The sequence below is a fragment of the Rhodococcus sp. MurmanLake-1 genome, assembly GCF_056945715.1.
In genome coordinates this window covers 350,445-371,259 of record NZ_JBWZNF010000003.1, presented here as the reverse complement: position 1 = coordinate 371,259, position 20,815 = coordinate 350,445, and the positions used below count along the sequence as shown (strand labels likewise).

Here is a 20,815-nt window from a genome sequence, read left to right as displayed (position 1 = left end):
TAGTTGGTGAGGGCTGCGAACGGACTGCCATCATTGTCTGGTGACCCGCATTCGTATGTTCGCAACCGACCTCGACGGCACCCTGCTGCGCTCCGACCGAACGATTTCGGCGCGCACCGCGCAGGCCATGGAGAACGCGCGGCTCGCCGGAATCGAAGTTGTGTGGGCGACGGCCCGCGCCCGGCATTCGGTACACACATTGGCGAACTCGTGCGGATTTCGCGGTAAAGCTGTGTGTGCCAACGGAGCTGTGATTCTCGACCTCGCCGACGGGACTCCGGAGATCGTCGACACCGTCTCGATCGAAATGTCCTTGGCTGCAACGGCTATGGAGCAAGTTCGGGCGCTGGTTCCGGGCGTCGTGTTCGCGAATGTCGGACCCACGCAGTTCTTTGCCGAGCCGGAGTATGCCGCTCTGTGCGAATTCGCGGACCATCACCGGCACCTGCACGAGATGGTGCTCGCCGATACCCTGCCGCTGGACGTGGAGCCGATGGTCAAGATCGTGGCTCGGCATGCGGAAGTTCCCAGCGCCGACCTGTACCGAACAGCGGTCGCTGCGGGCATCGAGGGCGTGGAGTTGACGCACTCCGGCGCCCCGTACATGGAAATGGCTGCAGCGGGCGTCTCGAAGGCCAGCGCTCTCGCGCAGTTGTGCGCGATCGACGGCGTCGACGCGTCGGAAGTGGCCGCAGCCGGTGACGCCTTCAACGATGTTGCCATGCTGACCTGGGCTGGAACGGCTCTGGTGCCGGCCAACGCCAGAACCGAGGTCATCGAGCTCGCCGACCGAATTTTGCCCACGAACGACGAGGACGGCGTGGCGAGCTACCTCGAAGAGTTGGTTGCGGGGCGCTAGTTCAGCTGCTGACGGCCTTGGGGCCGGTGCCGATACCGACTCCGCAGTCCGTCATGAATTCGGAGAAGACGCGGTCGAAGCGATCCGGGTAGTCAAGGTGCGGGAAATGTCCGGCGCGCTTGAAGATCTCCACCCGCCCCAGCGGTAGTTCGGCGCGAGCGTTCTCGGTGTGGGCGTTGGGGATGATGGTGTCTTCCTCACCCCACACCAGTAGTGCCTGCAGATTCTTGAAGTTGGCGAAATGCGGAGTGGCATTGACGGTTTGACCGTTGTAATTGATGACCGATCGTGCCGTCGCCAGAAATGCCTGACGTGTCGACGCGTCCGATACCGAAGCGAAGCTCTTACGGGCCTCGCTCGCGCTGGCACCGAGCTTGAACAGGCCGATCTTGTTGAAAAGTCCGAGCGCTTTGTCGGTCACGTCGGTCAGCGTCCTTGACGCGAGGACGGGAAGTACCAGTTCGCTGCCGGGCAGAGTCGCCGCGCGCAGGAGTGGACTCACCTCGGGGCCGAGTCCACCGCTGGCCACCAGGCACAGCCGCTCCACCCGGTCGGGGAACAGATACAGCGTCTGCATCGCGATCCCACCACCGAGGGAGTGTCCGACCAGGGTGGCCGACGGAATGTCGAGGGCTTCGAGGAGGTCACGCACAGTGGCGGCGTGAGCACTGAGTGAATAGTCGCCGGCAGGCTTGTCCGACGCACCGTGTCCGAAGAGATCAGGGGCGATCACGCGGTAATGACGCGAGAGCGTCTCGATCTGCGGTTCCCAGTTGGAGTGCGCGCCCAGCAGGCCGTGAATGAGCACCACGACGGGGCCACTGCCTTGGTCGACGTATTTGAGCTGGTCGCCGTGCAATACAACCGTCTGTAATTGGTCGGTTGCCATGATTGAACCTTTCGGAGCCGCCAGTGTCTGTGGCTGCTCGCGTGTTGTCGGACCGCACCCGCCCCGACGCGGATCCACGGGTATTTGTGACCGGGAGTAACCCCAGTTCCCTCAGTATGCCCATCGAGGGGGTCGATGTCGTGGCCATCGGGCGTGTTGTGACGAACCGTGAGCCGTCGGCTGAGAGGAGACGTACAACTCACCGCCGCGTGTCGGCGCCGTTGATCAGGCGAAATCGACCAGTTTGCCGAAGGTGAGGTTGATGTCCCACGGTGTGACGCCCCACGTCTCGATCGCTGAAACCGCGAAGATTCCGGCAGCCTCGATGGTGTCCTGTGAGGCTGGTGCCGACACCGAAACGCCGGTTTGGTCGCTCGGAACCTCCGGCCAGACGCCTGTGCCCACGGGTGCGGGGTTTGCCTCCATGACTGCGTTGGCCAGGCCCGATTCGTCGACGGTCGTGAAGAGGCAGTTCGGCTCGTGCGGAGAATCCCACCCGCCGAGTTCCGCGAGCCAGAATTCGCCGCGTCCAGCAGCGGAGATCGCGATGGACGCGAGTACCGATTCGAGATCTTCCCAAGCGTCGCCGGTCGGGGAGGACGCGTCGGTGAGCTTGAACGGTGCGGCGAGGGCAGTGCTGTCCGGGGAAGTGAAGCGCGGCTGCACAGTGAGGGCCTGGGTCTGGGTATCCAGGAACGCAACTTCTCGGAACTTGTTGTCCGGCAGAGCAGTACGAGCTACGAGGCCGCGTCCAAGCAGTGCGCCGAGCGCGGCGGGATCGTCGACGCTCCACAAACGGGTCTCGTCCTCGGACCAGGTGCGAATCATTCCGTCGACGACAGGACTGATCAGCACGGGCTCGAGGTTCGTACTGCCTGTTGATTCGCTCACCGCTGGCTCCCCACCGCACTTCGTACCGTCGGACGGGTTCCGGGCGGCCAGACAAGTATGCCGCCTCGCTGCTGTGCGCCTTTATTAACCGCCGGGGGTTAATAAAGGCGCACAGCAGGGGATCACATATGCGTGCCGCCGTCGATGCGGATTTCCGTTCCGGTGACAAACGAGCCGTCTTCGGAAGCGAGCATCGCGATCACGCCGGCGACCGCGGACGGGGGAGCGAAGCCCTCGCCGATTGCCGGCGCCAGCTTGCCGAGCAGCGTGAAGTCGATGTCGGCCGGGAAGCCGGGATCGGACGTCATGCCCGACGCGATGCTGCCGGGAGCGACGGCCACGGCGCGAAGACCCTGCTTGCTGTACTCGAGAGCAAGTGCGTGCGTGAAGGATTGGATTCCACCCTTCGACGCCGCATATGCCGTCATGTACGGGTGGGCGAAGGTCGCCGAGGTGGAACTGAAGTTGACCACGACGCCTGCTCCACTTTCGAGCAGTGCCGGCAGGGACTCCCTCGTCATGAGGAATGTTCCGGTCAGGTTGACCCCGATGACGGTGTTCCAGAAATCGAGTGTCATCTCGTGGGTGTGCGCGGAGCGGAGAATGCCCGCCGCATTGACCAGCACGTCGAGCCCGCCCAGAGCCTTGATCGCAGCGCCGACCTGTTCGCGAACAGACTCTTCGCTGGAGATGTCGACCTTCACCGTGGTGAGGCGATCGGAGTGGCCGGCGTCCTTCGCGGCGTTCAGCGTCTGTTCGAGGCCGGTCTCGGAAATGTCGGCGGCGGCGACGGTGCCTCCTTCTGCCAGGATGCGGGCAACGGTGGCCTGGCCGATTCCGGACCCTGCGCCGCTGATGAGGACGCGCTTGTCGTCGAATCGATTCACGAGAAAACTCCGGTCTGTGAGATGGACAGCTGTCTGGTGGCCGATTCTGCGTGATCCAGCCGCATAAATCTGCGGTTCATTCCACTGACTGGGCAGCATCGGTGCTTGTTCGCCCGGGATTGCGAGCGAACAAGCACTGATGCGTCCTACAGACCCGCTGCCTGCGCGAGGCTCGGCAGGTAGGTGCTCGGCTGTCCGAAGAGCTGAGCGCTGCCGTGTGCACGCTTGAAGTACAGCTGAGCGTCGTGCTCCCAGGTGATCGCGATTCCGCCGTGCAACTGAACCGCTTCGGAGGTGATCTGCTGCAACGCTTCCGAGCAGTACACCTTCGCTACCGCCGCGTCGTCCGCAGACTGCGTCGCCACGGCGGCGTACGTCATCGACCGCGCCGTCTCGACCAACGTGTACATGTCGGCCATCCGGTGCTTGAGGGCCTGGAAGGAACCGATCGCGCGGCCGAACTGCTTGCGCGACTTCGTGTATTCGACGGTCTGTTCGACGATCGCCGCGGCCGCTCCGACCTGTTCAGCGGACAACGCGATCAGACCGACGGTTCGGATGCGATCGACCAGATCTTCGGACCACTCCAGTGGCCGACCACGAACACCGGAGAACGTGACCTCCGCCAGCGTTCGCGTCGGATCCATGGTGGGGACGCGTCGGCGGGAGACACCCTCGGCCGCGGGATCCACTTCGTAGAAGCCATCGGCCGTGAGAACGAGCAGGGTGTCCGCAATGTGTCCGTCGAGGACGTACGACGCCGTGCCGGTCAACGCATCCTCGGTTGCCTCGACGCCGAAGGTGCTCCAACCCGCAGCCCCTGCCCAGCACAGGGCGAGCGTGCTCTCGCCGGACGCAACACCGGGCAGCAGTCGCGAGCATGCGTCGTTGTCACCGGAAAGCAGCAGTGCCTGTGCGGCAAGAATCGCCGAACCCAGCATCGGTGAGGGGGTCAGCGTGCGGCCCAGTTCCTCCTGGACCACATGTACCTCGCCCAAACCTGCTCCGACGCCGTCGAACTCCTCCGGAATCGCCAGCGCGGCGACGCCGATCTGCTCGCACAGCTTGCTCCACAACGCGGCGTCGTAGCCGATCTCGGTGGTGATGGCAGCGCGGACGGCAGCGGAGTCGGAATGCTTGCTCAGGAGATCGCGTACCGACGCACGTAGTGCTGCCTGGTCTTCGGTGTTGATGCTCATGATGCAACCAGCGCTTCGACGACGCGCGCACGATGCTCGGACGGTGTGCCCCAGGCGGTGAGCAATGCTCGTACCTTGGTGAGCCACAGTGAGAGATCGTGTTCCATCGTGTAGCCGATGGCGCCGTGAACCTGGAGTCCGACGCGGGCGGCCTTGTAAGCAGCATCCCCGCACGCGACCTTGGCGGCAGAAATGTCACGCGAGGCGTCGGCCGACTGATCGCGAACCGACAGAGCGGCACCGTGGAGCAGGGGGCGAGCCATTTCGAGCGAAACCGCAACTTCTGCCAGGTGGTGCTTCATTGCCTGGAACTGTCCGATGACCTTGCCGAACTGCTTGCGCTGCTTCGCGTATTCGGTGGTGACCTCGAGCAGTGTCTGGCCGAGACCTTGCAACTGCGCGGCAGTGGCAAGAGCGCCCATGTCGAAGGCTGCGGAGAAGTCGGCGGAGCCCAGCGATTCGCCGGCGGAAACTTCGTAGAGCTTGCGGGAGAGATCCACCGATGCCTTGGCTTCGCCAGGGACGCCGAGTGAGACGGTGCCGTCCTGCGCGAGTAGAACCAGATCGACCGCATTGGCGTCGAGCGCGAACGGTGTGCGCGGGGGAGCGGCGACGGTTGCCAGCGAACCCTCGGCGAGAGCAGAGAGACGTTCCGGTGCAACGGAAGCCAGGAGCGTCGGTGCTACTGCGATGGTCTCGACGACCGGTCCGGGTACTGCGTGCCGACCGAGCTGTTCGAGTGCAACGACCAGGTCCACGGCGTCGGCGCCGAGTCCGTCGTGTTCTTCGGAGATGACGAGGCCGTTGACGCCGGTCTCGGCAAGGCGCTGCCAGAGCTTCTTGCCCGGCTCGGTGTCACCGTCGTTCCACGAACGGATGACGGAGGGCATGTCGGACTTGGTCAGCAGTGCATCGATGCTTGCAGCGAAGTCCTGGTGGGAGGAGTCGAGCGCGAATCTCATCGGTCCGCCTTCGGTAGGCCGAGCAGACGCTCAGCGATGACGTTTTTCTGAATCTCGTTGGTGCCTGCGTAGATCGGGCCGGACAGGGAGAACAGGTATCCGTCCATCCAGTTGTCGGCCAGCTCGGCTTCAGGGCCCTGCAGTTCGAGAGCAGTCTCGTGGGTGGCGATATCCCACTCGGACCAGAAGACCTTGTTGATCGAGGACTCGGCGCCGAGTTGTCCACCGTCGGCGAGACGGGTGACGGTACCGAATGTGTTGAGCTGGTAGGCGCGAGCGCCGATCCAGGCGTCGGCAACCTGGTTACGCAGAGCGCTGTCGTCGGTTCGTCCGCTGGACTTGTACAGCTCGAGCAGTCGGTCGACGGTGGCGAGGAAGCGGCCGGGGCTGCGCAGCGAGAGGCCACGCTCGTTGCTCGCGGTGCTCATCGCGACGCGCCAACCTTCGTTGACGTTGCCGATCACACCCGACTCACCAGGGTTGGCCGGGTCGTCCGGCACGAAGACGTCTTCGAGGAAGATCTCGGCGAAGCCGGGCTCGCCGTCGAGTTGATCGATCGGGCGAACGGTGACGCCCTTCGAGCGCAGGTCGAACATGAAATACGTGATGCCCTTGTGGCGCTGCGCATCCGGATCGGAGCGGAACAAGCCGAAGCCCCAGTCGGCGTAGCTTGCGCGTGAGCTCCACGTCTTCTGACCGTTGAGCAGCCAGCCCCCGTCGACCTTCTTCGCACTCGAACGCAGGCTCGCGAGGTCGGAACCGGATTCGGGCTCGGACCAGGCCTGGGCCCAGATGTCGTCGGCACGAGCCATGCGCGGCATGATGCGAGCCAACTGCTCGGCATTTGCATGCTCGAACAGTGTGGGAGCCAACAAGAAGATGCCGTTCTGGCTTACGCGCCCGGGCGCGCCAGAGCGGTAATACTCCTCCTCGAAGATGACCCATTCGAGCAGGGACGCATCGCGTCCGCCGAGTTCCTTGGGCCAGGAGACGACGGCGTAGCCGGCGTCGGCGAGAGTGTGCTCCCACTGACGGTGCTCTTCGAAGCCTTCGGCGGTATCCATCGACTTCAGGGGAGTGGCGGGCACATTCGCCTCCAGGAACGAGCGGACCTCGTCACGGAATGCGGTTGTGGCGTCGTCGAATACGAGATCCACTAGTTTGTTCCTTCCTGCGGTGCGCGAGCACTGGCAGCCATGGCTTTGGCGTCGAGACCACCAAGCGAGTCTTTGCCGACCTCGGCGTTGTGAGCGTGAGCGAAGTGATGCAGACCGAAGACGGAGTCGATGCCGTTGCGCATCCCCATCTGATCCTCGCACTGGTTGACGGCCTTCTTGGTCAAAGCCAGTCCGAAACGCGGCATCTCGGCGATACGCCCGGCGAGCTCGAACGTCTCCTTCTCGAGATCCTTGCGGGCGACGACGCGATTGACCATGCCGATTTCGTAGGCGCGTTGCGCGGTGAATCGATCGCCGGTGAAGAGCATTTCCTTCGCGAAACGTGAACCGACCATCCACGGGTGCGCGAAGTATTCGACGCCGGGGATGCCCATGCGGACAACGGGATCGGAGAAGAAGGCGTCGTCGGCTGCGACGATCATGTCGCAGACCCAGGCGAGCATGAGCCCACCGGCAATGCAGGCGCCTTGCACCATCGCGATGGTGGGCTTGGGGATCTCCCGCCAACGGCGGCACATGCCCAGGTAGACCTCCATCTCGCGGGCGAAACGCTGGTCACCGCCTGGCTTGTCGACGTGATCCCACCACATGGTGGCCTTGTTCTCGTACTCGACGTGATGGTCGCGTCCCGGAGTTCCCAGGTCGTGTCCGGCGCTGAAGTGGGGTCCGTTGCCTGCCAGGACGATCACCTTCACGTCGTCGTCCTCGACGGCGCGCTGGAATGCCGCGTCGAGGGCGTACGTCACGACCGAGTTCTGGGCGTTGCGGTAGTCGGGTCGATTCAAGGTCACGACGGCGACCGAGTCACGAACCTCGTAGGTCACGACGTCGGCTTCGAAGGGAACGGTCATGATTGTTCCTCGCGCAGAACCGTTTTGAGGACCTTGCCCGAAGGGTTACGGGGCAGGTGATCTACGAAGCGCACCTCGCGGGGCACCTTGAAGCCTGCGATCTTCTCCTTGAGGAAAGCGATCACCGACTCTTCGGTGAGGCCGGCACCGTCGAGCTGGGCGATGTAGACGCGGCCCACCTCTCCCATCCGGTGATCGGGGATGCCGATGGCAGCAGACTCGTGGACGCCGGGCAGGCGAGCCAACATGCCCTCGATCTCGGCGGGGTAGACGTTGAATCCACCGCTGACGTACATGTCTTTCAGGCGGTCGGTGATGTCGAGATAGCCACGCTCGTCGAGGGTTCCGACGTCTCCGGTGTGCAACCAGCCGTCGGCGTCGATTGCCTTGGCGGTGGATTCGGGGTCGTCGAGGTATCCGAGCATGACGTTCGGTCCACGAAGCAGGATCTCACCCTGGTCGCCGATCTTGACCTCGAAATCGGCTGTCGCGCGGCCGGAACTGGTGGAGACGGTGACCGGGTCGTCGTCGGTGCGGCACATGGTCGCGACCACTGCCTCGGTCAGACCGTATGCCGTGAGGACGGCGTCGAAAAGCTCCGCCTGCATGCGCTCGACGAGAGCAACCGGCACGGGTGCTGCGCCGGTGATCGCGATGCGGAGCGAGGACAGGTCGTATTCGCTGCGGCGGGGGTGATCGAGAATGGTCTGGTAGATCGTCGGGGCGCCAGGCAGGATGCTGATCTTTTCGCTGTTGACCAGGGCAAGAGTGTCGTCGATGTTGAAGACGGACACCGGCACGATCGTCGCGCCGTTCAGCAGGCAGACCAGGATTCCGGCCTTGTACCCGAAAGTGTGGAAGAACGGGCTGATGATGAGGAAGTTGTCGTCGGCGGTGACCTCGGCGCATTCACCCCACGACTTGGCGACAGCAATGGACTGACGATGCGCGGTGATCGCACCCTTGCTGCGTCCCGTGGTGCCGGAGGTGAAGAGGATGTCGCTGACGTCGTCTGGCTGCACCTTCGCAGCACGCGCATCGGCTTCGGTGCGGGCGGCGTCGGTGGCGAGCGCGAGGAAGTCCTCGAACTCGATGACGCCGTCACGGTCGTCGTCCCCGTTGATCGGTACCTGGATGACGGTCGGGATCGACAGGTCCGGGTTGGCGTCGAGCAACTGCTGATACCGATCGGCCTTGAGGAACGTGCCGACGACCACCAAGGCCGCGGCGTCGACGCGCTCGATGATGTCGAGAGCTTCGGTGCCGGTGTATCGAGTGTTGATCGGGATGATGGACGCGCCGGCATATTGAGCGCCGAGCAGGGCGATCACCCAGTGGTACGTGTTGGGCGACCAGATGACGACGCGATCGCCTGCCTTCACCCCACGGTTGATCAGCGCGCCGGCGAAATCGCGGACACGTTGATGTAGCTGTGCGAAGGTCAGTCGGGTGTCGCCATCGGCGATAGCCGCGCGCTCACCGAACTCCTCGGCGGCCCGGATGAGGGCTGATGGGATGGTTCTCGGTTGTTCGGTCACTGGACTCCTACCTGACACGCTACCTAGCAAGTGCTTGGTAGGTTATCTTACATATGTGGACCAGAGCGAGAGCCCGGACGGGCAGATGACGGACGACGAGTTTGCGGCCACGGTCGCGCAGTGGTTGGCCGAGAACTTGACGGGCAAATTTGCCCAGCTCAAGGGTAAGGGCGGCCCCGGCAGTGAGCACGAGTTCTTCGAGCAACGACTCGAGTGGGACAAGCACCTCGCAGCCGCAGGGTGGACGTGCCTCGGGTGGCCGAAGGAGTTCGGCGGGCGGGGAGCAAGCATCTCTCAGCAGGTCATCTTCCATCAGGAGTACGCGAAGGCCGGTGCGCCCGCTCGCGTCAGCCACATCGGTGAAGAGTTGCTCGGCCCGACGCTGATCGCGTACGGAACCGACGAGCAGAAGCGCCGATTCCTTCCTGGAATCAACACGGTCAGCGAACTGTGGTCGCAGGGCTACTCCGAGCCTGGCGCCGGTTCAGACCTCGCGAACGTCTCCACCACCGCACGCCTCGAAGACGGCAAGTGGATCATCAACGGCCAGAAGGTGTGGACCTCACTGGCTCACGTCGCGCAGTGGTGCTTCGTGGTCTGCCGCACCGAGGTGGGCTCCAAGCGTCATCAGGGCTTGAGCTTCCTGCTGGTCCCGTTGGATCAGCCTGGTGTGACAGTTCGGCCCATCCAGCAGCTCACCGGTACGTCGGAGTTCAACGAGGTCTTCTTCGACGACGCCGTCACCGACGCCGATCTGGTGGTGGGGGAACCTGGCGAGGGCTGGAAGATCGCGATGGGGCTGCTCACCTTCGAGCGCGGGGTATCGACGCTCGGACAGCAGATCGGATTCGCTCGCGAGCTCCAGGGCGTCATCGACCTGGCGAAGGCCAATGGCAGTGACCAGGATCCGCACATTCGCGAGAAGATCGCTCGTGCCTGGGTCGGACTGCGTGTGATGCGCGCCCACGCGATGCGTACTCTCGACGCGGTCGACGCCGGAACCGGTGGCGGCGAAGCGTCCGTCGCAAAACTGTTGTGGGCCAACTGGCATCGTGACCTGGGACAGCTGGCGATGGACGTGCAGGGTGCGTCGTCGTTGGTTGCACCGTGGGCGGATTCCGAAGGCAATGCCTCGGACATCACCGATCCCGAGCATCTCGAACTCGACGAGTGGCAGCGCCTCTTCCTCTTCACCCGCGCCGACACGATTTACGGCGGCTCCAACGAAATTCAGCGCAACATCATTTCCGAGCGCGTGCTCGGTCTTCCCCGAGAGGCTCGTTAATGTCTGACACCAAAGCCGCGTCCCCGCTTTCCGTTGCGCCCGAGGAAACCCCGGGCCACGGACTGCTCGCGGGCAAGAAGGCGATCATCACCGCCGCAGCCGGAACCGGCATCGGCTTCTCTACCGCGCGCCGGGTGCTTCTCGAGGGCGGCGACGTTCTCGTCTCCGACTTCCACGAGCGTCGGCTCGGCGAGACGGTGGAGAAGCTGAAGGCCGAGTTTCCCGGCCAGCAGGTCGAGTCCATCATCTGCGACGTCTCCAGCACCGAGCAGGTCGACGCGTTGTTCGTCGGCGCGGCCGAGAAGTTGGGACGTATCGACATCGTCGTCAACAACGCAGGCCTGGGCGGCGAGACACCCGTCGTCGACATGACGGACGATCAGTGGGATCGCGTTCTCGACATCACCCTCAACAGCACCTTCCGTTCGACGCGTGCCGCGCTGCGGTACTTCAAGAGCGTTCCCCACGGCGGTGTTCTGGTGAACAACGCGTCCGTTCTCGGTTGGCGGGCGCAGCATTCCCAGGCTCACTACGCCGCAGCCAAGGCGGGCGTCATGGCACTGACCCGGTGCAGCGCTATCGAAGCCGCGGAGTACGGAGTCCGTATCAACGCGGTCTCGCCCTCCATCGCGCGTCACGCGTTTTTGGCGAAGGTCACCAGTGAGGAGCTGCTCGACCAGTTGGCTTCCGGTGAGGCCTACGGCCGCGCCGCGGAGGTCTGGGAGATCGCAACGGTCATCGCGATGCTCGCCAGCGATTACTCCACCTACATGACCGGCGAGATCGTCTCCGTTTCTTCGCAGAGGGCCTAGCGTCCCCGTGCGCGGTTAAAGAGTCCCCGGACTCGCTGACCGCGCACAGGGGAAGGCCCTGGATAGGATTGAATACATGACGCCACCTCGAAATTCCGACGAATCAAACGGCAAGTCCGGGCGCCGCGACGAGCTGCTCGAGATCGCGGCGGGGCTGTTCGCCGATCGCGGAGTGCGCGCGACGACCGTCCGCGACATCGCCGACGCCGCCGGGATCCTGTCCGGCAGCCTGTATCACCATTTCGATTCCAAAGAGTCGATGGTCGACGAGATCCTGCACCAGTTCCTCGACGAACTCTTCGGAAAATACCGCGAGATCGTCGCGGCGGGGTTGGACAGTCGCGCGACGCTCGAAGCGCTGGTGGTGACCTCCTACGAGGCCATCGACGCCTCACATTCGGCTGTGGCGATCTACCAGGACGAGGTCAAGCACCTCGTCGGGAACGAGCGCTTCGCTTACCTGGCCGAGCGCAACACCGAATTCCGGGACCTGTGGGTCGGCGTCCTCGAAGCCGGCGTCGCGGACGGGACCTTCCGTTCCGACATCGACGTCGAGTTGGTCTTCCGATTCATGCGAGACACCGTGTGGGTCGCGGTTCGCTGGTACCGCCCGGGTGGATCCCTCTCGGCTCACGCCGTCGCGGCTCAATATCTGGCGATCGTGCTCGACGGGCTCTCCGATCCGGCTACAACTTCAGAAGCTATTGCTGAATCAACTTCAAGAACTATTGCTGCACAACGAAACTAGGAGCTAACGCTATGTCCGAGGTTTACATCGTCGACGCCATTCGCACACCGATCGGCAAGAGGGGTGGCGCGCTGTCCGGCGTGCACCCCATCGATCTCGGTGCGCACGTCGTCAAGGCACTGGTCGAGCGCACCGGTATCGACCCCAGTGACGTCGACGACGTGATCTTCGGTTGCGTCGACGCCATCGGCGGCCAGGCCGGCAACATCGCCCGTATGTCCTGGCTCGCAGCGGGATTCCCGGAGCACGTTCCCGGGGTGACCGTTGACCGTCAGTGTGGTTCGAGCCAGCAGGCAGTGCACTTCGGCGCTCAGGCAATCCTGTCGGGCACCGCGGATCTGATCGTTGCCGGCGGCGTTCAGAACATGAGCCAGATTCCGATCTCGGCAGCGATGATCGTCGGTCAGCAGTACGGATTCGACACGCCGACTTCGGGTTCGGTCGGTTGGACCGAGCGTTACGGTGACCAGGAAGTCTCGCAGTTCAAGGGCGCCGAAATGATCGCCGAGAAGTGGGACATCAGCCGCGAAGAGCTCGAGAAGTGGGCCCTGCAGAGCCATGAGCGCGCCAAGGCTGCAATCGCCGCGGGTCGCTTCGACAACGAGATCGTCGCCATGGGTGACGCGACCGTCGACGAAGGACCCCGCGAGACCAGCCTCGAAAAGATGGCGACGCTCAAGGTTCTCGTCGAAGACGGCCGCATGACCGCAGCGGTGGCCAGCCAGATCTCCGACGGTGCGAGTGCGCTGCTGCTGGCGTCGGCGGAAGCGGTGGAGAAGTACAACCTCAAGCCCCGCGCCCGGATTCATCACCTCAGCGCTCGCGGCGACGACCCGATCTTCATGCTCAGTGCGCCGATCCCGGCCACGAAGCATGCTCTCGCGAAGGCCGGTCTGAGCATCGAGGACATCGACATCGTCGAGATCAACGAAGCTTTTGCCCCGGTCGTCCTGGCCTGGATCAAGGAGATCGGCGCAGATCCGGCCAAGGTCAACGTCAACGGCGGCGCGATCGCACTCGGCCACCCGCTCGGCGCGACTGGCACCAAGCTGATGGCGACCCTGCTCAACGAACTCGAGCGCACCGGCGGTCGTTACGGCCTGCTGACCATCTGTGAAGGTGGCGGCACCGCAAACGCGACGATTATCGAGCGGCTCTGACGCCTTGCTGTGCGCCTTTATTAACCGCCGGCGGTTAATAAAGGCGCACAGCAGTTAGTTGTTCGGCGCATCCGCAACCTTGATGTCGAAGTTCGCACTTTCACCGTCAACGCTGGTCACGGTAGCTGTGACGTCGTATTCGGTGCCCTGCTCGGTCAGGATGCACGTGATCGATGCGCCGACTTCTGCGTCGAGGTTCTCCGGACACGTCACGTCGTCAGGTGGCTCGCCGATCTTCTCGGCGAGTTGAGTGGAGATCTGACTTGCGACTTCGGACTTGTCCACTTGCGGCGTCCCGACGCTTGCCGAGCAAGCTCCCGTGGCCAATGCCGCCGAGAGCAAGACGATTCCAACTGCAGGCCTCTTTGTCATGTGAACTCCCAGGGTGCGCCGGTGCTCGCTGCTGCCACCTCAGGGATTACCGCATTCGGGACTGTTCAACCGACTTACTCGACGCCGTTTGCCGAGCTCAGCGTCGGCGGACCGTCAAGTTGAAGCCTTCGGGCATCAGGGTGAGCCGTTCGGCCACCTTCAACTCGTAGTCCGGATCGGCTTCGATCGCATATTTTTGCAAGATGGTGCCCAACACGAGGACCGCTTCGTGAATGGCGAATTGTCTTCCGATGCAGGCACGTTCACCTGTTCCGAACGGCTTGTACACGTGCGCCGGCCTGGCCTTGATGTTGGCAGGTAGGAAACGATCCGGATCGAAAGCCTCGGGATCGTTGCCCCACACGGGATCGCGATGAAGTGACGGGATGAGCACGAGCATCCAATCGCCCTTTTTCATCGGATACTTGCCGACGAGCGTGGTGTCTTCGAGCGCCGCACGGCCGTAGGCGGGAGCGGTCGGCCACAGACGCAATGATTCGTCGAGGACGCGTCGTACGTATCGAAGTTTCGCGATCTTCTCGAAGGCGGGCTCTTCGCCCTCCCAGACCTTGTCGACCTCGGCTTGCGCCTTGGCCAGCACGTCAGGGTTTCGTGACAGGTAGTACAGCGCGAACGACAACGCGCCGGAGGTGGTTTCGTGTCCCGCGACGAGGAAGGTCACGACCTGATGGCGGATGTTCAGTTCGTCGATACGGTTGGGATCGTTTTCGCGTGCCGCCCGTAGCATCAGTTCGAGAAGATCTTCGGGCCCCGGTTCGGTACTTGTCCGCCGGGCACGGATCACCTCGTCCACAACCTCGGCCATGTACGCCTTGCGGACCTCGTCACGTTGATCGGCCCGACGTGCGAGGACTCGCCCCAGGGCCGTCGACTTCAAGAACGTCGTGCGTTGTGAATGGGAGAGAGCGCCGACCATCGCCTTGACGAACGGGTGCTGCTCTTCACGTTCGAAAGAGTCGAACGAGTAGCTGAATCCAGTGCGTCCGATGGTCTCCAACGTCAGCTTGGTCATGTCTGCGGAGATGTCGACGGGGGAGTCGCTGTCACGACTGTCCCAATGGTCGACCAGCTCTCCGGCCACGTCGAGCATGGTGCGGTGGTACGAGCGCATCGCAGTCTGGCTGAACGCCGGGGCCAGGAGATTGTGCGCCTTGCCCCAGTTGGGTTCGTGGTTGTACGCAGTGAACAGTCCGTCGCCGCCGATTCCGCGGAGTGCTTTGACTCCAGGCGCAAGGTGCTTCGCGAACCGGGACTCGTCGGACAGTTCTGCCACCATGTCCGCGCCCGAGGCGAAGACGAAGCGATTTCCCAGGACATTTCTCTCGAAGATCGGGCCGAGTTCGCGCCCGATGCTCACGGAGTTCTGCAGCGGCGTCCGGATATTGATCCCGAGGACGTCCCCGAGGACTGGCAGGCGCCATGCCGGATGCGGAATCCGAGCATCGGTCGTCGCCTCTGGAGTGGTGTCGACGCTCATGGTGTGTCCCCCGGGTGATATCGCTTACTGAATTGGTGTCTAGTACGCAAAGTACGCCTTACTGAATCGGTGTCAAGTAGTAATCTGACTTGTCTATGGTCGCACCACGAAAACGCCTGGACCGAGAGCAGCGGCGCACGCAGTTGCTCGACATCGGCGCGCAACTTTTTGCCGATCGTTCGTACGAGGACGTCTGGATCGAAGAGGTCGCCGAGATTGCGGGCGTCTCGCGCGGGTTGATGTACCACTACTTCCCGACCAAGCGAGACTTCTTCGCCGCAATCGTCGAGCGCGAATCGCAGCACCTGCTCGAGGTGACCGCACCGGACGCGACGCTACCGGTGCGCGAACAGGTGGCAGCCGGGTTGGACGCCTACTTCGCGTACGTGAAGTCGCACAGCAGGGGAGTACGCGCCATCAACGTGGGGACGCTCTCCGCCGAGGCCGGTATCCGAGCGATCGTCGAACGGGAACTCGAACAGCAGCAGATTCGAATCCTCGACGCACTGGAATTCGAGGGTGAAAGAAGACAGATCGCTGCCGTCGCAGTTCGGGGATGGATCGCATTCGTCCGGGCTGTCTGCCTCGACTGGCTCGATCAACCTTCCATACCGCAGGAAGAGTTGAGAGTGATTTGTCTGCGGACCCTCTCCGGAGCGTTGGGCATCGACCTCGAAACGTGAAATGCCGACCGCGTGGGAGCGGCCGGCATTTCCACGGACAAGTCTGATCAGTCGAGCGTCGAATAGAGATCGTCCCAGCCCTTGGCTACGTACATGGTGGTGTAGATGGATCCGTAGTACGTACTGCCGCGCAGAACGGTGACGTTCCCGGCCTGCACAGCCGGAAGTCGTTGCCACAACTTGTTGTCCGAGAGCTGATCGAAGGTGGTGTCGCTGCTGTCGGTGACGGATACCATGAACGCGTCGCAATCGCGAAGGCGATCCATCTCCTCGATGCTCAGTCACCCCTGATTGTCGAAACCGGTTGTGTTCAATGTTCTTCCACCGATGTCAGCGAGCGTCATGTCGGTGGGTTGGCGATTCTTCTTACCGGTTTCCTCCGACACGGGCAGGCTGTCGATGTAGATCGTGGCCTTGTCCGGACTGTAGGACAAACTCGCGACGGTCTTTCCCGCGATCGCCGAAGCGTGTCGAGAGCGGATGTCGGTGATCAGAGCGTCATAGTCGGTGATCAGGCGATCCATGGTGGGGGTTCGGCCCAACCAATCGGAGAGTCGGGTGAGATTTTCTCGCCACGTCTGCTTTGATTCGGTTGTCAGGACAGGAGCGATGGCTTGGAGTTTTGCAGCGGGCCAGTACTCGTTGTCGGCGTTGACGCAGATGATGAGATCGGGTGCGAGTCCGAGGATCTGCTCCAGATTAGGCTTGTCGCTGAGGTATTCGGCCGAGCCGTCGACGGGAACCCACTCGGTGGCGGGCGAGATGTTGTATCCGAAGACCGGTAGTTCCAGGGCAATGGCGAGCTCGAGGTCGGTGCGGGCGTCGACGGCCAAGACCCGCTTGGGGTTGGTCGGTATGTCGTAAGTTCCCAACGGTGTGGTGACGGTGCGCATTTGAGTGTCGTCAGATGTACCCGAACCGTCACTGGAACTGCAGGACGACAGAATTGTTGCCGCTGCTGCCATCCCGGCTCCGATGCCGAATTGGCGACGGGTCAGTGCGTCGACTAGCTCTTGCCAGGCGCGTTCGTCCAGCACGGTAGGTGTGGTGGTCAGCATTTTTCGATACCCTTCGGTCTAAGTCCGTATCGATCGTAGGGTCGGCGATACCAGATCACCTATATCGAAAACCGCCTGATATTAGTCGATTTCGGCCATTGTCCGTGACTTGCGGGTGATCGTTGCGCCGAAGGCGGCGGCGAGCGGGAACATGAGAACGCCGTACACCGCAGCCGGCACTGCCAATTGCACGTTGCCGAGGAGACTGACGGCGATGGTGATCGCCAACGTGCTGTTGTGGATGCCGATTTCCATGGAACTGGCGATTGCCTGACGATCCTCGATGCCGAATATCCGGGGAACGATGTAACCGATCGACAGACTCAGCAGGCAGAACAAGGCAGCGACGACGCCGATGTCGACGAGATAGTCCGCGATGTTCTCGCGCTCGGAAACAACCGTTCCGACGATCACCAGTGCCAGAACCACCGCGGATCCGATGCGGACGGGCTTGTCCATCCGCTCGGCAAAAGCGCTCGAGCGCAACCGAACCCACATTCCGAGGGCGACAGGAATCAATACGACGGCAAAGACCTGAAGCACCTTCGTGAACTGAAGCCCGAGAGTGCCGTCCGCGTCCTCGGGTTCGAAGTAACCCAACGCGAAGTTGGTGATCAGGGGGAGAGTGACCACCGCTATCACCGAATTGACCGCAGTCAGTGTCACATTGAGAGCAACATCGCCGCGGAACAGATGGCTGAACAGGTTTGCCGTCGTGCCGCCCGGTGATGCGGCGAGGAGCATCATGCCGACCGCGAGCAGTGGGTCGAGGTCGAACAACGTGACCAATCCGAAGGCCGCGGCCGGGAGCAACAACAACTGACAGATCAGGGCGATCGAAACGGCCTTCGGCGCTTTTGCCACGCGGGCGAAATCTCCGACCGTCAGGGAAAGCCCGAGGCCGAACATGATGATGGCGAGTGCGGCGGGTAGGCCGACGGAGGTGAGTGCAGAGTCCATGAGTTAGTGGCTACTTCCAGTCACTGGGGGAATTTCACTGAAACTACCGTGATGCCCGGATCTGCGTGGCAGTTTGGATACATTGGTGTATCGAACCGTGACGGCGTCGGTGAGCAGGGTTATCGTCGAATTATGTGCCGAAACATCACTGAACTTCGTGGACTCGAGCCCGCTGCTACGCCCGAGGAGATCGAGGCCGCCTCTCGCCAATACGTACGTAAGGTGAGTGGAATAGCCAAGGTGTCCGACGCGAACCGAGACGCCTTCGAACAGGCGGTGCGTGAGGTGACCGAAACGACGACGCGCCTGCTCAGCGCATTGCCGCCTCGCAGACAGCCACCTCAGACCGTCCCGCCGTTGCGTCGTCCGGAAGTGCAGGCGCGGATCGCTGCTCGTTCGTCCTGACCCGAGTGGATCTCACAGATATCGACATATGGGACGTCGAACCGTTGGATCAGCTGTCAGCTGGGCTGGAGGGCGTTCTGGTCGCTCATCGTGTCCGCGACATCCGGCGACGGCTGGATACGCTGCGCAAAGAGGCCGTCGCCGACGACTTGCATATTCGTCAGGACGGAACCGTCTCTGCCGTTGCGCCCATCGCCGACGGTCACCCGCTCCACGTGCATGCCCAGTTGCTCGAGGTCGCGGTGCGAGAACTGATCGGTGAGGCACTGCTGGTCAGCGCGGATCTTCATCATGCGTTGTCTCTGCGGTCTCAGGTCGGCACCGACCTCCGTGACAAAGCTGTGCGTGTGGGGGCGGAGTGGCGAGCGTTCAGCCCTGATCGGCAGCGTCAGATGTTGCGTCATGCACCCGGCCTGATCGCCAACCTCGACGGAATTCCTTCTGCGGTTCGCAGTCCGGCCAATCTCGATCGAATTCAATCGGAACGAGCACGGCTGCAAGATGATTCAGTCCGAATCTCGCAAGAACTCCACCGTGAGTTCTTCGGCGGCAGGCTGAGTAACACAGGGGCGGGCCAGTGGTACGCCGAACGCAAACTCGAGGATCTGGACGCGCTCGACGAGTTGTTTCGCGCCGAACCTTGTCGACGGTTACTGCTCATGGACATGCGCTCGGGTGAACGCGGCTTCGCGGCAATCGCGATCGGTGATCCGGACACAGCCGATCACATCTCCGTGACAATTCCCGGACTGAACACCAACGTCAAGGACTCGATGCGCGGAATGGTCGGCGAGGCAACACGATTGCGAGCCGAGGCGATGCGCCAACTCGAACGGGCCGGCCGAAAGGAGAGCGTGGCCACCATCGCCTGGATCGGATACGACGCGCCACAGGTGATCGGGCCGGGAAAGTTCGACATCGGTCGGGCCAGCTTCGACGTAAGTCGATCGTCCAAGGCAGGCATAGCCGCCGACGCATTGGGAAGCTTCTTTCACGGTCTTCGTGCTGCGTCGGTCAACGACGGAGTCCATATCACCGCGTTGGGTCACTCCTACGGATCGCTCGCGACTTCTCTTGCGCTGCAACGCGGGGCAAGCGCAGCGGTCGACGACGTGGTGTTCTACGGTTCACCCGGCGTGCGGGCCAAGGTGGAGTCGGACCTCGGTATCGCCGACCGCCACGTCTACGTCATGAAAGCGGAAGGCGACAGTATCGCGGGGTTCGGCCGTTTCGGTGGCGATCCGACACGCACCGAGTTCCACCGATTGTCCACGGCCGAGGGGATCACCCCGGACGGTGTCAAGCACGAGCGGGCTTTCGGTCATGCGGAGTACGCGAGAACCGGGGACAACGGAGAACTGCGGATGTCGGGTTACAACCTCGCGGTTGTGGTTGCCGGACTGCCGGAGTTGGCCGTTGTGGCCTGACCTGCTGACTTGCTCTACCGATTCATCGCACCCGGGGGCGGGCTGATGGTCTGGTGTCCTCCGGGCGGAGGCTTGGAAGGAGACGAAACCCCGCCCGAGGCGCTCGCGCGCGAATTGGACGAGGAGATCGGCTTGCGTGACTGCGGCGACGCCACCCATGTGTGGCATGAGGAGATCCATGATCCGACGATATTGCCGGGTTGGGACGGTGCGATCAACGACTACTTCCTCGTGCCGGTAGCGGCCGCACAATGGTCGAGAAGTGTTCGGGCCACGCGATTTACCCGACCGGTTTGCACGCCTGGTCAAGGATGGATCACCGAGTTCGCTGGAACAGTTTGTTCGGGCACCATGAGGGCCGCGAGGCATCGCCGTATTCGAGCATTTCGGCATCGAAACACGGCTAAGCTGGGGTTATGGAGCACTACGTGCGCAAGGAGCCCATCCCGTACGCGTCTACGGCTGCGCCGGTCAGTTCTCACAACCGGTTGGCAAGGACGGCCCAAAAACTGTGGATGGCTCTCCGAGGGCTGATGCGTGATCGGAAGGCGAGTCAGTACACCTCGCTCGCACCGCGTCATCCCGACGGATCACGTACCGCCGTAATGTCTTTCAACAGCAGCGGCGGAGGGGCTGGATCGGGCGGGGCATGAAGGTCGCTAGTACGACGCTGCCCGGGGTCCGTCGAATTCTCGACGAACACCGGGCAGCGACGCACTACTTGGGATGGGCTCAGCGGAGGTACTGTCCGCAAACCGGCCACGCGCCGGCACCCTGACCGGCAAGGACGTTTTCCGCGACGCGGACCTGTTCTGCCTGGCTGGCGTTGGCGGCACTGCCGGCTCCGCCGTAGGCTTCCCACGTGCTCTGGCTGAACTGGAGCCCGCCGTAGTAGCCGTTTCCGGTGTTCGCGGCCCAGTTGCCCGAAGATTCGCATTCTGCGACACCCGACCAGTCGTGGGTGGCTGCGGATGCGGTGCCGGCGCTCAGTCCGAGGGCTCCGGCTGCGAGGGCTCCGGCTGCGGCGACAGAGGCAAGGGCACGGGTAACGGTGGTCTTGGTCATTTTTGGTAAATCCTCTCGAGTCCCGCCGACGGAGGACGGTGACCGTCTCAGCTCCGCTCCCACCACTAGGAATGTTGTCGAGTCCGAA

General features: G+C 62.9%; 22 protein-coding genes and 1 pseudogene. 9 read left to right on the top strand and 14 right to left on the bottom strand.

What is annotated here, in order from left to right:
* Positions 1-40: 40 nt before the first annotated feature.
* The gene (locus AC2ETI_RS11680) at positions 41-859 is read left to right on the top strand and encodes an HAD family hydrolase (protein ID WP_445387673.1); all 819 of its coding nucleotides are present in this window, start codon (positions 41-43) and stop codon (positions 857-859) included.
* A gap of 1 nt (position 860) precedes the next feature.
* Here the strand turns inward: AC2ETI_RS11680 and AC2ETI_RS11675 are convergent, their stop codons facing one another.
* The 8 genes from AC2ETI_RS11675 to AC2ETI_RS11640 form a co-directional block, all read right to left on the bottom strand.
* Positions 861-1,748, bottom strand: coding sequence for an alpha/beta fold hydrolase (locus AC2ETI_RS11675; protein ID WP_003945464.1), 888 nt, complete (start codon positions 1,746-1,748; stop codon positions 861-863).
* A 225-nt stretch (positions 1,749-1,973) separates the two neighbouring features.
* The gene (locus AC2ETI_RS11670) at positions 1,974-2,639 is read right to left on the bottom strand and encodes a hypothetical protein (RefSeq protein ID WP_483633934.1); all 666 of its coding nucleotides are present in this window, start codon (positions 2,637-2,639) and stop codon (positions 1,974-1,976) included.
* A 122-nt stretch (positions 2,640-2,761) separates the two neighbouring features.
* Complete coding sequence (locus tag AC2ETI_RS11665) at positions 2,762-3,526, bottom strand: SDR family NAD(P)-dependent oxidoreductase (RefSeq protein ID WP_046379772.1); 765 nt, start codon at positions 3,524-3,526, stop codon at positions 2,762-2,764.
* Between the two features lie 146 nt (positions 3,527-3,672).
* Positions 3,673-4,725: an acyl-CoA dehydrogenase family protein gene (locus tag AC2ETI_RS11660; RefSeq protein WP_483633933.1), complete on the bottom strand. Its 1,053-nt coding sequence runs from the start codon at positions 4,723-4,725 to the stop codon at positions 3,673-3,675.
* Positions 4,722-5,687: an acyl-CoA dehydrogenase family protein gene (locus AC2ETI_RS11655; protein ID WP_020906274.1), complete on the bottom strand. Its 966-nt coding sequence runs from the start codon at positions 5,685-5,687 to the stop codon at positions 4,722-4,724. Before AC2ETI_RS11655 ends, AC2ETI_RS11660 begins: the two co-directional genes overlap by 4 nt.
* Positions 5,684-6,844 carry an acyl-CoA dehydrogenase family protein gene (locus AC2ETI_RS11650; RefSeq protein ID WP_007734181.1) on the bottom strand — a complete coding sequence of 387 codons (1,161 nt, stop codon included), beginning with the start codon at positions 6,842-6,844 and terminating at the stop codon, positions 5,684-5,686. Before AC2ETI_RS11650 ends, AC2ETI_RS11655 begins: the two co-directional genes overlap by 4 nt.
* A complete protein-coding gene (locus AC2ETI_RS11645; protein ID WP_019746945.1) occupies positions 6,844-7,716 on the bottom strand; it encodes an enoyl-CoA hydratase in 873 nt (290 codons plus the stop codon). The genes AC2ETI_RS11650 and AC2ETI_RS11645 overlap by 1 nt, the downstream gene beginning before the upstream one ends.
* Complete coding sequence (locus AC2ETI_RS11640) at positions 7,713-9,254, bottom strand: FadD3 family acyl-CoA ligase (protein ID WP_483633932.1); 1,542 nt, start codon at positions 9,252-9,254, stop codon at positions 7,713-7,715. The genes AC2ETI_RS11645 and AC2ETI_RS11640 overlap by 4 nt, the downstream gene beginning before the upstream one ends.
* A 55-nt stretch (positions 9,255-9,309) precedes the next feature.
* On the opposite strand from AC2ETI_RS11640, the gene AC2ETI_RS11635 reads away from it, so the two are divergent.
* From AC2ETI_RS11635 to AC2ETI_RS11620, 4 genes are all read left to right on the top strand, one after another.
* Positions 9,310-10,539 carry an acyl-CoA dehydrogenase family protein gene (locus AC2ETI_RS11635; protein WP_483633931.1) on the top strand — a complete coding sequence of 410 codons (1,230 nt, stop codon included), beginning with the start codon at positions 9,310-9,312 and terminating at the stop codon, positions 10,537-10,539.
* On the top strand, positions 10,539-11,351 hold the full coding sequence (locus AC2ETI_RS11630) for an SDR family oxidoreductase (RefSeq protein ID WP_003945582.1): 813 nt from the start codon (positions 10,539-10,541) through the stop codon (positions 11,349-11,351). The genes AC2ETI_RS11635 and AC2ETI_RS11630 overlap by 1 nt, the downstream gene beginning before the upstream one ends.
* Positions 11,352-11,427: 76 nt before the next feature.
* Complete coding sequence (locus AC2ETI_RS11625; protein WP_020968472.1) at positions 11,428-12,099, top strand: TetR/AcrR family transcriptional regulator; 672 nt, start codon at positions 11,428-11,430, stop codon at positions 12,097-12,099.
* 11 nt (positions 12,100-12,110) lie between these two features.
* The gene (locus AC2ETI_RS11620) at positions 12,111-13,259 is read left to right on the top strand and encodes an acetyl-CoA C-acetyltransferase (RefSeq protein ID WP_003945727.1); all 1,149 of its coding nucleotides are present in this window, start codon (positions 12,111-12,113) and stop codon (positions 13,257-13,259) included.
* A 54-nt stretch (positions 13,260-13,313) separates the two neighbouring features.
* Here the strand turns inward: AC2ETI_RS11620 and AC2ETI_RS11615 are convergent, their stop codons facing one another.
* Both AC2ETI_RS11615 and AC2ETI_RS11610 read right to left on the bottom strand, forming a co-directional pair.
* Entirely contained in the window at positions 13,314-13,631 is a 318-nt protein-coding gene (locus AC2ETI_RS11615; protein ID WP_073512010.1) for a DUF4333 domain-containing protein, read from the bottom strand.
* Between the two features lie 97 nt (positions 13,632-13,728).
* Positions 13,729-15,129 carry a cytochrome P450 gene (locus tag AC2ETI_RS11610; RefSeq protein ID WP_483633930.1) on the bottom strand — a complete coding sequence of 467 codons (1,401 nt, stop codon included), beginning with the start codon at positions 15,127-15,129 and terminating at the stop codon, positions 13,729-13,731.
* Positions 15,130-15,224: 95 nt separating this feature from the next.
* Between AC2ETI_RS11610 and AC2ETI_RS11605 the strand changes: the two genes are divergently transcribed.
* A complete protein-coding gene (locus AC2ETI_RS11605; RefSeq protein WP_020906279.1) occupies positions 15,225-15,812 on the top strand; it encodes a TetR/AcrR family transcriptional regulator in 588 nt (195 codons plus the stop codon).
* Positions 15,813-15,859: 47 nt separating this feature from the next.
* Here the strand turns inward: AC2ETI_RS11605 and AC2ETI_RS11600 are convergent, their stop codons facing one another.
* The 3 genes from AC2ETI_RS11600 to AC2ETI_RS11590 all read right to left on the bottom strand — a co-directional run bounded on the left by AC2ETI_RS11600 (position 15,860) and on the right by AC2ETI_RS11590 (position 17,830).
* Entirely contained in the window at positions 15,860-16,078 is a 219-nt protein-coding gene (locus AC2ETI_RS11600; RefSeq protein WP_483633929.1) for a hypothetical protein, read from the bottom strand.
* Positions 16,079-16,093: 15 nt separating this feature from the next.
* The gene (locus tag AC2ETI_RS11595) at positions 16,094-16,870 is read right to left on the bottom strand and encodes an ABC transporter substrate-binding protein (protein ID WP_483633928.1); all 777 of its coding nucleotides are present in this window, start codon (positions 16,868-16,870) and stop codon (positions 16,094-16,096) included.
* An 81-nt stretch (positions 16,871-16,951) separates the two neighbouring features.
* A complete protein-coding gene (locus tag AC2ETI_RS11590; RefSeq protein WP_020906281.1) occupies positions 16,952-17,830 on the bottom strand; it encodes a bile acid:sodium symporter family protein in 879 nt (292 codons plus the stop codon).
* A gap of 132 nt (positions 17,831-17,962) precedes the next feature.
* Here AC2ETI_RS11590 and AC2ETI_RS11585 point away from each other — a divergent pair, with 132 nt between their 5' ends.
* From AC2ETI_RS11585 to AC2ETI_RS11575, 3 genes are read left to right on the top strand one after another with little or no spacing between them, the layout of a single operon-like run.
* Positions 17,963-18,235: a DUF2277 domain-containing protein gene (locus AC2ETI_RS11585; protein WP_003945457.1), complete on the top strand. Its 273-nt coding sequence runs from the start codon at positions 17,963-17,965 to the stop codon at positions 18,233-18,235.
* 5 nt (positions 18,236-18,240) lie between these two features.
* Positions 18,241-19,662 (top strand): alpha/beta hydrolase, encoded by a 1,422-nt coding sequence (locus AC2ETI_RS11580; RefSeq protein WP_483633927.1) that lies wholly within the window; start codon positions 18,241-18,243, stop codon positions 19,660-19,662.
* Positions 19,663-19,707: 45 nt separating this feature from the next.
* Positions 19,708-20,196: an NUDIX domain-containing protein gene (locus AC2ETI_RS11575; RefSeq protein WP_483633926.1), complete on the top strand. Its 489-nt coding sequence runs from the start codon at positions 19,708-19,710 to the stop codon at positions 20,194-20,196.
* 204 nt (positions 20,197-20,400) lie between these two features.
* Here the strand turns inward: AC2ETI_RS11575 and AC2ETI_RS11570 are convergent.
* Positions 20,401-20,727, bottom strand: a pseudogene (locus tag AC2ETI_RS11570) (transglycosylase family protein); the annotation flags it as partial.
* Positions 20,728-20,815: the final 88 nt, after the last annotated feature.